This window comes from Aeromonas sp. R10-1 (genome assembly GCF_040908465.1).
Classification (GTDB): domain Bacteria; phylum Pseudomonadota; class Gammaproteobacteria; order Enterobacterales; family Aeromonadaceae; genus Aeromonas; species Aeromonas caviae.
This window is the reverse complement of the sequence record NZ_JBFODT010000036.1, coordinates 43,860-55,070: the sequence shown is the minus strand read 5'-3', so window position 1 is coordinate 55,070 and position 11,211 is coordinate 43,860. Positions and strand designations below refer to the sequence as shown.

Below are 11,211 nucleotides of genomic sequence, written 5' to 3'. Positions count from 1 at the left end.
TCGCCCATGACCCTCCATGAACAAAAAGGCCCCTGTCACAGGGGCCTTTTTGTTGGTGTGCAACCCGTCGCTGGTTATTTGCGCTCGGGCAGCATATTGGTCAGGGTATTGTCCTTGAGCACATGGTGGTGGTAGATGGCTGCCGCTGCGTGCAGGGCAATCAGAGCATAGCCAATGTTGGCCAGCGTCTCGTGCAGCTCCTTGATGGTACCCTTCAGGCCGTCGTCGGGGGCGATGAGAGCGGGGAGCGCCAGGCCGAAGAAGGGAATGGGCTTGCCGCCCGCACTCAGCAGCAGCCAGCCCAGCAGCGGGGTGAGGATCAGGAAGCCATAGAGCGCCAGATGGGCGAGCTTGGCCAGCGTGAGCATCAGGGGGGAGAGCTCGGGCACGATACGCGGTGAGGGGCTACCCACGCGCACCAGCAGGCGTACGACCACCAGAGCCAAGATCAGCAGACCCACCATGAAGTGAAACTCCTTCATCAGGTCTCGGCCAGCCGACCCTTTGGGGAAGATGTCCCTGAACTCCATCAGCGCATAGACGGCGATCATCAGCAGCAGGGTCAACCAGTGCAGCCCTATGCTCAGGCTGCCATAACGTTGTTCGGTATTTCTCAGCATCGTTGTCTCCTCGCCACTTAAGCGGCTTATCTCTTTTCATCCCGTCTCATATCGAGCCAAAGGACCCGCAGGTATCCCTCTTGAGGGTACTCGGCTTGCTTATGCCCGTGTTGATCTCGATAACATTTCTGCCTTTTTGCCATCATGCTGACCTGTGCGGGAGCCCATGGAGTATCAGGAGATGGAAGGGGCAAAAAAAAACCGAAGCACCAGGCTTCGGTTTTTGGCGGTCGCTGGCGTCAGGCCAGGGCGCATTATTTCTTGATGCGGATCACCGGGGTTTCGCCCACGGTCACGGCGCCAGTCATCTTCACCAGCTCTTTGATCTCGTCCATGTTGGAGATGACCACAGGTGTCAGGGTAGACTTGGCTTTGGCTTCCAGAACGGCCAGATCGAACTCGATGATGGTGTCACCGCGCTTGACCTGTTGACCTTCCTGAGCGATACGGGTGAAACCTTCACCCTTCAGCTCGACGGTGTCGATACCGAAGTGAACGAACAGCTCGATACCAGAGTCGGACTCCAGAGAGAACGCGTGGTTGGTCTCGAAGATTTTGCCGATGGTGCCGTCGCACGGAGCAACCATCTTGTTGCCGGCCGGTTTGATGGCGATGCCGTCGCCGACGATCTTCTCGGCGAAGACGACGTCAGGCACATCTTCGATGGGGACGATTTCGCCGGACAGCGGAGCAAAGATTTCGATGCCGCCAGTGTCAGAACTGTCGTCGGAAACCAGTTTCTTCAGTTTGTCGAACAGACCCATAGTAAAAGCTCCTAGAGATGATTGTCGCTGTTTGCAGCCGATCTTAGCAGACTGCCTTCTGCTTAATAAAGTTATCTACGCACGCTTCGATTTCGGCGGCGGTGGCAAAGCTCAGCGCCTGGTCGGCCATGGCCTTCACATCTTCGAAGTTGGTGTTGCGGATAAGCTTCTTGATACGCGGTACAGAGATGGCGCTCATGGAGAACTCATCCAGACCCATACCCAGCAGCAGCAGGGTGGCGCGTTCGTCACCAGCCAGTTCACCGCACATACCGGTCCACTTGCCATTGTCATGGGAAGCGTCGATCACCATCTTGATCAGGGTCAGGACGGAGGGTGACAGCGGGTTGTACATGGCGGAAATCATCTCGTTACCACGGTCGACAGCCAGGGTGTACTGGGTCAGGTCGTTGGTACCGATACTGAAGAAATCCACTTCCTTGGCCAGATGATGAGCCATCACGGCCGCGGCCGGGGTCTCGATCATGATACCCACTTCGATGGATTCATCAAAGGCTTTGCCTTCGGCACGCAGTTCGGCTTTCAGCGTCTCCACGGTAGCCTTCAGGCTGCGGAACTCTTCAACGGAGATGATCATCGGGAACATGATGCGCAGTTTGCCGAAGGCAGACGCACGCAGGATGGCCCGCAGCTGGGCGTTCATGATGTCGGTGCGATCGAAGAAGATACGCACGGCACGCCAGCCCAGGAAGGGGTTCATCTCTTTCGGGAAATTCATATAGGGCAGTTCTTTGTCGCCGCCGATGTCCATGGTACGGACAATGATCGGTTGATCCGGCATGGCTTCGGCCACTTCTTTGTAAGCCTTGAACTGCTCGTCTTCGGTCGGCAGCGCGTCACGGTCCATGAACAGGAACTCGGTACGGTACAGACCCACGCCTTCGGCGCCGTTGCGGATGGCACCTTCGGTATCCTTGACGGTCCCGATGTTGGCGCACACTTCGACCTGGTGGCCATCCAGAGTGATGGCAGGCAGGTCTTTGAGCTTGGCCAGCTCGTCCTTCTCTGCCTGGAACTGGGCCTGGAACTTCTTGGCTTCGTTCAACTGGTCGGCGGTCGGGTTGATGATGACCTGGTTGTTGATCGCATCCAGCACCAGCATGTCACCGTTCTTGACGCGCTCGGTGATGTCGTTGGTGCCCACGACGGCCGGCAGCTCCAGGGAGCGGGCCATGATGGAGGTGTGGGAGGTACGGCCACCGATGTCGGTGACGAAGCCCAGCACGTATTTCAGGTTGATCTGAGCGGTTTCAGACGGGGTCAGGTCTTTGGCGACCAGGATGACCTCTTCGTCGATGGTGCTCAGGTTGACAACGGCGATGCCCAGTACGTTCTTGACCAGACGGGTGCCGATGTCACGGAAGTCGGTGGCGCGCTCACGCAGATAGGGGTCATCCAGATCGGCCATCATCTTGGCGTACTGTTCGATCACCTCGTGAACGGCTCTGTCGGCAGAGGCCTTGTGTTCTTTGATGAAGGATCTGATATCCCCTTCCAGCTCTTCATCTTCGAGCAGCATGATGTGGCCTTCGAAGATGGCCTCTTTTTCTTCACCGAAGGTGCGACCGGCCATCTCTTTGATGGCTTCCAGCTGTGCGGCTGACTTGGTGCGGGCTTCGAGGAAGCGGTTGATCTCGGCATCAATCTGTTCGGCGGGAATCTTGCCCTGATTGATAACGATTTCATCTTCTTTCAGAAGAAGCGCCTTGCCGAATGCGATACCGGGGGACGCAAGAATGCCAGATATCATAATCCTTCCTATTAAAACGACTGTGGGGGAGGAATAAAGCTGGATTACTCCAGCTCGTCCATCAGGGCAACCAGCTTCTCAACGGCTTTCTGAGCGTCCGGGCCGTCAGCCTGGATGGTCACGTTGGTGCCTTTGGTCAGACCCAGGGTCTGGAGCTTGAACAGGCTCTTGGCGCTGGCGGATTTGCCACCGGAGACCACAGTGATCTCGCTTTGGAATTCTTTGGCTTCTTTCACGAACTGAGCTGCAGGACGGGTGTGCAGGCCGTTTTCAGCAGTAATAACAACAGACTTCTCGTACATGGTTTCACCCCATATTATTGATATTGTTTGGAGAGATGGTCGCCAATGAGGCTTCCTGTCTCACCGTGTCAGTATGGATATGTTGTAAAGTAACGAAATCAGACCTGCAATGGTTTAATCCAGGTCAATTTTCTGTGCAGTATTCGGCGTCGTGGCCAGGTATTTTTTCGCTATCAGGCTGCAAGCCGCGTCAGGACTGGCCTGAAATTATTTTATAACGAAAAATAACACTTTGTTACCTTGTGATACCTTGCCAGCAAACACCTCGTGACGCCGCACAGGATATGAGATTTATCACAGAATGTCTGCTTTTTTTGTCATATCCAATTTTGTTATTTTACCCCAAAAAATAAGGGTCCGAGTGGCACTGGTGGCTAGAGAGTTTAGCGCATAATGAAAACGGCGCTCCGAGGAGCGCCGTCGTTTTGGTGTTGGCTGATCAACTACTGCTGCAATTCCTGCTCGCTGAACACACCGGCGAAGAGGGCGCTGGAGAGGTAACGCTCGGCGGCGCTCGGCAGGATGACGACAATCGTTTTCCCTTCGAACTCCGGCTGCTCGGCCAGACGGTTGGCAGCGACCACGGCAGCGCCGGAGCTGATACCGGCCAGGATCCCTTCCTCTTCCATCAGGCGGCGGGCCATCTCGATGGCTTCGTCACTGCTCACCTGCTCGACGCGGTCCAGCAGGCTCAAATCCAGGTTGCCCGGGATGAAGCCGGCGCCGATGCCCTGGATCTTGTGGGGACCGGGCTTTATCTCTTCACCCGCCAGTTTCTGGCTGATGACGGGGGATTCGCTGGGCTCGACCGCCACGGAGACGATGGCCTTGCCTTTGGTCTTCTTGATGTAGCGGGAGACCCCGGTGATGGTGCCGCCGGTGCCGACGCCCGCCACGAACACATCCACCTCGCCATCGGTGGCGTCCCAGATCTCGGGGCCAGTGGTCTGCTCGTGGATTTCCGGGTTGGCCGGGTTTTCAAACTGTTGCAGCAGCACGTACTTGCCCGGCTCGGATTCGAGGATCTCGTTGGCCTTGGCAATGGCGCCCTTCATGCCGAGGGGACCTTCGGTCAGCACCAGGTTGGCACCCAGGGCCTTGAGCAGCTTGCGGCGCTCCAGGCTCATGGTGGCCGGCATGGTCAGGGTGATGGGATAGCCGCGGGCCGCAGCCACGAATGCCAGGGCAATGCCCGTGTTGCCGCTGGTGGGCTCGATGATCTCCTTGCCCTTGGTCAGCACGCCGCGTTTCTCGGCATCCCAGATGAGGTTGGCACCGATCCGGCACTTGACGCTGAAGCTCGGGTTGCGGCTCTCGATCTTGGCCAGCACGCGGCCCTTGGTAACACGGTTGAGACGAACAAGCGGGGTGTTGCCTATGGTCTGGCTGTTGTCCTCAAAAATTTTGCTCATGGTGCTATCCCTGTGTTTGTTAAGGCGATGAAACAAGATTACCCTGTGGTTTCTGAATGAGAAGTGACGAATCGTTATAACAATATGTTATTACAACATATAGAACTTATTCTCTCTTGCCGAGGGGCTCCCGCTGCCTGGGCATCCAATGGAAGGGATCTCATGGGATTTGCAGGAAGCGACCGCTATCTCGCATCACAGGCACTGAAGATGGCCGTCGATGCCGCCATCGTGCTGGAGAAGCCGCTGCTCATCAAGGGTGAGCCCGGTACGGGCAAGACAGTGCTGGCGGAGGCGGTGGCCGAGTCCCTGGGCGCCGAGCTCATCAGCTGGCACATCAAGTCCACCACCAAGGCCCAGCAGGGGCTCTACGAATACGATGCCGTCGCCCGGCTGCGAGACTCCCAGCTCGGTGACCCCAGGGTAGGGGAGATAGGCCACTACATCCGCCGGGGCAAGCTGTGGCAGGCCTTCAGCGCAGAGCAGCGGCCAGTGCTGCTCATAGATGAAATCGACAAGGCGGACATCGAGTTTCCCAACGATCTGCTGCTGGAGCTGGATCGGATGGAGTTCGATGTCTACGAGACCGGCGAGCGAGTCAAGGCCCGCCAGCGGCCGGTGGTCATCATCACCTCCAACAACGAGAAGGAGTTGCCGGATGCCTTCCTGCGCCGCTGCTTCTTCCACTACATTCGCTTCCCCGACAAGGCCGAGATGCAGGCCATCGTCAAGCTCCACTACCCAAACCTCAAGGAGAGCCTGCTCGGTGAGGCGATGGAGCTCTTCTTCGAGCTGCGCGAGGTAGAGGGGCTGCGCAAGAAGCCGTCCACCTCGGAGCTGCTGGACTGGATCCGGCTGCTTTTGGCCGACGATATCGCCCCCGAGGCGATGCGCACCCGCGAGCCGGGCAAACTGGTGCCTGCCCTCTACGGCGCCCTGCTCAAGACCGAGCAGGACCTGCATCTGTTTGAGAAGCTCGCTTTTCTGGCCAGACGCGGCAGCTGACCCATGCTGATCGACTTTTTTACCCATCTGCGCCGTCACAAGCTCCCCTGCAGCCTGCGCGAATTGCTGGACTTGCACGCGGCGCTGGCAGCCAGACTGGCCAGCCTCGACATGGACGAGTTCTACCAGCTATCCCGCTGCCTGCTGGTGAAAGACGAGGCGCACTATGATCGCTTCGATCGCGCCTTCGCCGAGTATTACGAGGGGTTGGCCGCCATCCCCCTGTTGCCGGAGAGCCTGCCTGACGACTGGCTGCGCAAGGAGTTCGAGCGGCTATTGAGCGCCGAGGAGAAGGCGTTGCTCCAATCCCTTGGCGGGCTGGACAAGCTGCTGGCGACCCTCAACCAGCGCTTGAACGAGCAGAAGGAGCGTCACGCCGGCGGCAACAAGTGGGTCGGCACCGGGGGCAGCAGCCCGTTCGGTCACGGCGGCTATCACCCGGAAGGGATCCGCATGGGGGGAGAGGGTCAGCACGGGCGGGCGACCAAGGTGTGGGAAGCGCGCCACTTTCGCAACTTCAGTGACGACTCGCCCCTGGGGCAGCGCGCCATCCAGCTCGCCCTGCGCAAGCTCAGACGCTGGGTGCGCCGGGGCAATCCCGACGAGCTGGATCTCGACGACACCATCCAAAGCTCGGCCAGGCAAGGCTGGCTCGATGTGAAGCTGCGGCCCGAGCGCCACAACGGGGTCAAACTGCTGGTCTTCTTCGACGTGGGGGGCTCCATGGATGCCCATGTGGCCGAGGTGCAGCGCCTCTTTTCGGCCCTGCGCCACGAGTTCAAGCACCTGGTGTTCTTCTATTTTCACAACTGCCTCTACGACTTCGTCTGGCAGGACAATGCCAGGCGCCTTGATGATCGGTTCGATACCCTGCGGCTGCTGCGCACCTACGGCAGCGACTACAGGGTGATGGTGGTGGGGGATGCGAAGATGGGCCCTTATGAAATCACCTGGCCAGGTGGCAGCGTAGAGTACTGGAACGAGGAGCCCGGCCAGGTGTGGCTCGGGCGCCTGCAACAACATTTCCCCAAGATGGTGTGGGTCAATCCGCTGCCAAGGCAGGAGTGGCTGTGGCACCCCTCCATCAAGTTGATGAACGAATTGATCGGCGGGCGGATGCACCCGCTGACCCTGGCGGGTCTGGCTGCGGCCATCGACCAGCTGTGACCCTCTGAACCCTAAAAAACAGACAAGCCGGGATTGCACCCGGCCAGGAGCAAAGATGACCTCTATCGTAATCAGTGGCTCAGGCCTCTATACCCCTCCCTTTGCCGTCAGCAATGAAGCGCTGGTGGCGGCCTTCAACCAGTACGTGGATCTCTACAACGAGGAGAACGCCTCCGCCATCGATGCAGGGCAGCTGCCTGCCAAGCAGCACTCCAGCTGCGAGTTCATCGAGAAGGCCTCCGGCATCAAGAGCCGCTATCTGGTGAGCAGCGAGGGGGTGCTGGATCCCGACATCATGCAACCGCTCATGGCGGAGCGCCCGGACGATCAGCCCTCCATCATGGTGGAGATGGCGGTGGCGGCCGCCGAGCAGGCGCTGATCGCCGCCGGTCGTGAACCGGGGGAGATCGATCTTGTCATCGTCGCCGCCTCCAACATGCCGCGCCCCTACCCGGCGCTAGCCATCGAATTGCAGCACTATCTCGGCGCCAGCGGCCTGGCATTCGACATGAACGTGGCCTGCTCTTCCGCCACCTTCGGGATCAAGACCGCCGCAGACATGCTGGCGGCAGGCACCGCCCGGCTGGCGCTGGTGGTCAATCCGGAGATCTGCTCGGGTCACCTCAACTTCCGCGATCGGGATAGTCACTTCATCTTCGGCGACGCCTGTACCGCCGTGCTGCTGGAGCGGGAGGCCGATTGCCAGGTGGCCAACCCCTGGCAACTGGTGGCCAGCAAGCTGGTGACCCAGTACTCCAACAACATCCGCAACAACTTCGGCTTCCTGAACCGGCTCAGCCCGCGCACCCGCTACGGCGACGACAAGCTGTTCCGCCAGCAGGGGCGCAAGGTGTTCAAGGAGGTGCTGCCCCTGGTGTGCGATCAGATAGCCTCCCAGCTGGCGGAGCAGGGATGGGCGGCCGATGGCTTGAGCCGGCTCTGGCTCCATCAGGCCAACCTCACCATGAACCAGTTCATCGGCCGCAAGTTGCTGGGCCATGACGCCAGCCAGCAGGAGGCGCCTGTCATCCTCGATCGCTACGGCAACACCAGCTCGGCGGGTTCCATCATCACCTTCCACCTCTTCAACCAGGATCTGCCGAGCGGGGCTCGCGGGGTGCTCTGCTCCTTTGGGGCCGGTTACTCCATCGGCAGTCTGCTGCTGCAGCGGCGCTGAGCACCCTGTTTTGCCCATAAAAAAGCCACCCGGGAGGGTGGCTTTTCATGCTGCCCGAGAGGTTTTTTCAAGCGGGTTCGATGGCCAGTACCTGACATTGCGGTTCTTTTATCTGAAATCGCACGTTCACATCGAACAATCTGACACCGTACACCTTGTCATCCGGCTTGCCCTTCTTGTAAGCAGGGCGGGGATCCTGAGCCAGCACCTCCCTCACCAGTTCACGCAGCTCCGGGTGGGCCTTGAGCCAGGGGGCGAGCTGCTGCTCGGCCTGGGCGCTGAAGCTCACCGCCAGCGGCGGGGTGGGGGCATCGGGGGCGAAACCGCCACGGGCGTGGGGCAGGCTGTCGGCATAGGGGACATAGGGCTTGATGTCGACAACGGGGGTGCCGTCAAGCAAGTCCACGGCGCCCAGCTCGAGCCAGAGCTTGCCGCGCTCACGTCCCACCCCGTGCAGTTCGACCACGGAGAGGCCGAGGGGGTTGGGGCGGAAGGTGGAGCGGGTGGCAAAGACCCCGACCCGCTCGTTGCCGCCGAGGCGCGGCGGGCGCACCGTCGGGTGCCAGCCCTGATCCATGGTCTGGTGAAACACGAAGCTGATCCAGAGATGGGAGAATTGCTCGATGCCGCGCAGCACATCGGGCTGATCATAGGGAGGAAGCAGTTCGAGGCGGGCGCGAGCCGCGCTGACCAGACCGGGCTGGCGGGGTATGGCGAACTTCTCCTTGTAGGGAGAGCGGATGATCCCTAGGGTATCGATATCGAACTTCATGGCGGATCCTGGCTGAAAACCCGGGCAATGTAGCACAGGCACGCCGAAAACGCAGGGGGAGCACCAGGACGCAGCCCCTGTGATCCCGCTCCCAGACCCGGTGCCCGGGGGCTGTGTCCTGGTGCCAACTTGCGTAGGGTGGGGCGGCAAAAGGGGTGGCGGGGGAGCGGGCAAGGAGCCTGCTGCCCGCACCATGACGATATGCCTGGCGGCATCAGGGCGTGCCTGGGACGTGTGCTCACCATGCCAGGCCATGGCCGTTTCGGCTGCCCGTGGAGGGGCTGCAAGGAGAGGGCGCCATAGAGGAGAGACAGGGATGAAATTGTTGATTATCGGCGGCACCGGCTTTCTGGGTCGCCACCTGACCACGCTGGCCCTGGATTGGGGGCACGAGGTGACGCTGTTCAATCGCGGCCACCGCCAGCACCCGGATTGGCGGGAGCTGACCCAGCTTCACGGGGACAGAGACGGAGACCTGGCCCCCTTGCGGGGCGAGGGGCGGCACTGGGATCTGGTCATCGACACCTGCTGCTATCGCCCCGAACAGGCCGAAGGGCTCTCTGACGCCCTGCTGGGGCGCTGCGATCGGCTCATCTTCATCTCCACCATCAGTGTCTATCGCGATTTTTCCCAACCCGGTATGGATGAGTCGGCCCCCCTGCACGAGATGGCAGGAGCGCCCACCGACTACGGCCCCCTCAAGGTGCTGTGCGAGTCGGTGTATCGCGCCCGCTGGGGAGATCGCCTGTGCACCCTGCGCCCCGGCGTGCTCTGCGGCCCCTTTGACCCGACAGCTCGTCTTGCCTGGTGGGTGAGGCGGGTGCAGCGGGGCGGGCAATGGCTCTTGCCGGGGCTGGGGGAGGACAGGCTGCAATACCTGGATGTGCGCGACTGCGCCGAGTTCGTGCTGCGGGCTGCCGAGCAGCGACTCGCTGGGTGCTTCAACCTGATCAAGCCCGGCATTGCACTGAACGACTGGGTGGAGCGTCTCGCTGCCCGGCTGACACCAGCGACCCCCTTGCAGCTCGATTGGGCTCCCTGGCGTGACCTGATGGCGGCAGGGGTGGCGCCCTGGCAAAGCTATCCCACGCTGCTGCCAAACGAGCTGCCCGAGTATGCTGGGTATGGCACTATCAGCGCCGAGGCCGCCATCGTCCATGGGCTGAACTTTCGCCCCCTGGAGGAGACGGTTGACGATCTGGTGGTATGGCTTGCCAGCAACCCCCGGGGGCCGCTGCCGGGCATGACCCATGACGAGGAACAGGCCTTGCGACGACGAGTGGAGGTTTCCTTGTCATCGAATGCGTACTAGCCGACATCATAAAGAAGAGGGCACCCCGGGGTGCCCTCTTCTCATGTGGGGTGTTCATCCATGACGGGCGCTCAGCGCAGCAATGCCCCCGCCTCGGCCAGCAGGGTCCTCAGCACACTGCGATGGCAGCGGGACTCCTGTTCGCAGTAGCATCCCACCGAGAAATGGGTGGTGTGGGAGAGGGCGGCCAGCAGGGCCAGATCGTGCTTCGCGGCCGGGGCGGCCATCTCGGTCTTGTACTGCTTGCAGAAGGCGGTCCACCGGGCCGGGGTGTCGGCAGTCTGACCGAGTTTCATGGTCTCGGCGCTGGGGGCCAGATTGGGGAACCAGACGTCGTACCAATCCTGGCTGGCGAACGCCGCTTTGGGCACGCCGCGAGGGGGGCGACGCACGGTGCCGATGCGAAGCCCCTCATCCTCGAGGCGGGGGCTGCCGAGTCGCACGATGGCGATCGCCATGGCAGGACTTACTTCTCTTCGGCCACTTTCAGCGCTTGGCCGTAGCAGATCACCTGCTTCAGGCAGCCCGGCACGTCGCTGAACTCGGCGCATTTGTCGAAGCTGACGCCGTTGCCCCCCATGTCCGCCACGCGGCGGCGGGCCAGGGTACGGGCTTCACCGGCATTGGGCACCGCCTGGTTGGCATCGCTCTGGCAGGATTCCCCCTCGACGGTGCCGAGGTAGAGGTAGTTGAGGTCGGCGAGCTCGCTCTGCTCGTAGATCCGCACGCTCCCCGGCTTGAAGTACTCGTCGAAGTTTTCCTTGTCCAGATTGCTGTTGAAGGCGAAGTCGGCGCAACCGGAGGCAATCAGGGGCATCATCAGGATCAGGCGTTTCATATCGGCATCTTGTTGGGTGGCGAGTGGGCCATTATAGGGGGCAGTCGCCGATGGCGACCAGCCCCATTTTT

At 60.8% G+C, this 11,211-nt stretch carries 12 protein-coding genes; 4 read left to right on the top strand and 8 right to left on the bottom strand.

Annotated elements, in window-relative coordinates; translation table 11 throughout:
- Window positions 1–74 precede the first annotated feature (74 nt).
- The 5 genes from AB5Y93_RS17885 to cysK form a co-directional block, all read right to left on the bottom strand.
- Window positions 75–620 carry a cytochrome b gene (locus tag AB5Y93_RS17885; RefSeq protein WP_042015896.1) on the bottom strand — a complete coding sequence of 182 codons (546 nt, stop codon included), beginning with the start codon at window positions 618–620 and terminating at the stop codon, window positions 75–77.
- A gap of 254 nt (window positions 621–874) precedes the next feature.
- A complete protein-coding gene (gene crr, locus AB5Y93_RS17880) occupies window positions 875–1,384 on the bottom strand; it encodes a PTS glucose transporter subunit IIA (RefSeq protein WP_010673569.1) in 510 nt (169 codons plus the stop codon).
- A gap of 43 nt (window positions 1,385–1,427) precedes the next feature.
- Complete coding sequence (gene ptsI, locus AB5Y93_RS17875) at window positions 1,428–3,155, bottom strand: phosphoenolpyruvate-protein phosphotransferase PtsI (protein ID WP_323901464.1); 1,728 nt, start codon at window positions 3,153–3,155, stop codon at window positions 1,428–1,430.
- Window positions 3,156–3,199: 44 nt separating this feature from the next.
- Window positions 3,200–3,457 (bottom strand): HPr family phosphocarrier protein, encoded by a 258-nt coding sequence (locus AB5Y93_RS17870; protein ID WP_005303128.1) that lies wholly within the window; start codon window positions 3,455–3,457, stop codon window positions 3,200–3,202.
- 443 nt (window positions 3,458–3,900) lie between these two features.
- The gene (gene cysK / locus AB5Y93_RS17865; RefSeq protein ID WP_010673571.1) at window positions 3,901–4,869 is read right to left on the bottom strand and encodes a cysteine synthase A; all 969 of its coding nucleotides are present in this window, start codon (window positions 4,867–4,869) and stop codon (window positions 3,901–3,903) included.
- A gap of 162 nt (window positions 4,870–5,031) precedes the next feature.
- Here cysK and AB5Y93_RS17860 point away from each other — a divergent pair, with 162 nt between their 5' ends.
- From AB5Y93_RS17860 to AB5Y93_RS17850, 3 genes are read left to right on the top strand one after another with little or no spacing between them, the layout of a single operon-like run.
- Entirely contained in the window at window positions 5,032–5,874 is an 843-nt protein-coding gene (locus tag AB5Y93_RS17860) for a MoxR family ATPase (protein WP_049636619.1), read from the top strand.
- A gap of 3 nt (window positions 5,875–5,877) precedes the next feature.
- Entirely contained in the window at window positions 5,878–7,041 is a 1,164-nt protein-coding gene (locus AB5Y93_RS17855) for a VWA domain-containing protein (protein ID WP_368229980.1), read from the top strand.
- A 55-nt stretch (window positions 7,042–7,096) separates the two neighbouring features.
- Window positions 7,097–8,218, top strand: a complete 1,122-nt coding sequence (locus AB5Y93_RS17850) for a beta-ketoacyl-ACP synthase III (RefSeq protein WP_368229979.1) — start codon at window positions 7,097–7,099, stop codon at window positions 8,216–8,218.
- Between the two features lie 67 nt (window positions 8,219–8,285).
- Here AB5Y93_RS17850 and tsaA read toward each other — a convergent pair whose 3' ends face one another.
- Window positions 8,286–8,990: a tRNA (N6-threonylcarbamoyladenosine(37)-N6)-methyltransferase TrmO gene (gene tsaA, locus AB5Y93_RS17845; protein WP_041214760.1), complete on the bottom strand. Its 705-nt coding sequence runs from the start codon at window positions 8,988–8,990 to the stop codon at window positions 8,286–8,288.
- Between the two features lie 316 nt (window positions 8,991–9,306).
- On the opposite strand from tsaA, the gene AB5Y93_RS17840 reads away from it, so the two are divergent.
- Window positions 9,307–10,302: an NAD-dependent epimerase/dehydratase family protein gene (locus AB5Y93_RS17840; RefSeq protein WP_368229978.1), complete on the top strand. Its 996-nt coding sequence runs from the start codon at window positions 9,307–9,309 to the stop codon at window positions 10,300–10,302.
- A gap of 71 nt (window positions 10,303–10,373) precedes the next feature.
- Here the strand turns inward: AB5Y93_RS17840 and AB5Y93_RS17835 are convergent, their stop codons facing one another.
- Together AB5Y93_RS17835 and rcsF are read right to left on the bottom strand one after the other, a co-directional pair.
- Window positions 10,374–10,760 carry a DUF488 domain-containing protein gene (locus AB5Y93_RS17835; protein WP_368229977.1) on the bottom strand — a complete coding sequence of 129 codons (387 nt, stop codon included), beginning with the start codon at window positions 10,758–10,760 and terminating at the stop codon, window positions 10,374–10,376.
- An 8-nt stretch (window positions 10,761–10,768) separates the two neighbouring features.
- Entirely contained in the window at window positions 10,769–11,140 is a 372-nt protein-coding gene (rcsF, locus tag AB5Y93_RS17830) for an Rcs stress response system protein RcsF (RefSeq protein WP_010673578.1), read from the bottom strand.
- Window positions 11,141–11,211: the final 71 nt, after the last annotated feature.

Excerpts from the sequence above, each read along its gene's own strand:
- AB5Y93_RS17855 (WP_368229980.1), top strand. The coding sequence starts at position 5,878 with ATGCTGATCGACTTTTTTACCCATCTGCGCCGTCACAAGCTCCCCTGC.
- AB5Y93_RS17850 (WP_368229979.1), top strand. The coding sequence starts at position 7,097 with ATGACCTCTATCGTAATCAGTGGCTCAGGCCTCTATACCCCTCCCTTT.
- AB5Y93_RS17885 (WP_042015896.1), bottom strand. The coding sequence starts at position 620 with ATGCTGAGAAATACCGAACAACGTTATGGCAGCCTGAGCATAGGGCTG.
- AB5Y93_RS17870 (WP_005303128.1), bottom strand. The coding sequence starts at position 3,457 with ATGTACGAGAAGTCTGTTGTTATTACTGCTGAAAACGGCCTGCACACC.
- cysK (WP_010673571.1), bottom strand. The coding sequence starts at position 4,869 with ATGAGCAAAATTTTTGAGGACAACAGCCAGACCATAGGCAACACCCCG.
- tsaA (WP_041214760.1), bottom strand. The coding sequence starts at position 8,990 with ATGAAGTTCGATATCGATACCCTAGGGATCATCCGCTCTCCCTACAAG.
- rcsF (WP_010673578.1), bottom strand. The coding sequence starts at position 11,140 with ATGAAACGCCTGATCCTGATGATGCCCCTGATTGCCTCCGGTTGCGCC.
- AB5Y93_RS17860 (WP_049636619.1), top strand. The coding sequence starts at position 5,032 with ATGGGATTTGCAGGAAGCGACCGCTATCTCGCATCACAGGCACTGAAG.
- AB5Y93_RS17840 (WP_368229978.1), top strand. The coding sequence starts at position 9,307 with ATGAAATTGTTGATTATCGGCGGCACCGGCTTTCTGGGTCGCCACCTG.
- crr (WP_010673569.1), bottom strand. The coding sequence starts at position 1,384 with ATGGGTCTGTTCGACAAACTGAAGAAACTGGTTTCCGACGACAGTTCT.
- AB5Y93_RS17835 (WP_368229977.1), bottom strand. The coding sequence starts at position 10,760 with ATGGCGATCGCCATCGTGCGACTCGGCAGCCCCCGCCTCGAGGATGAG.
- ptsI (WP_323901464.1), bottom strand. The coding sequence starts at position 3,155 with ATGATATCTGGCATTCTTGCGTCCCCCGGTATCGCATTCGGCAAGGCG.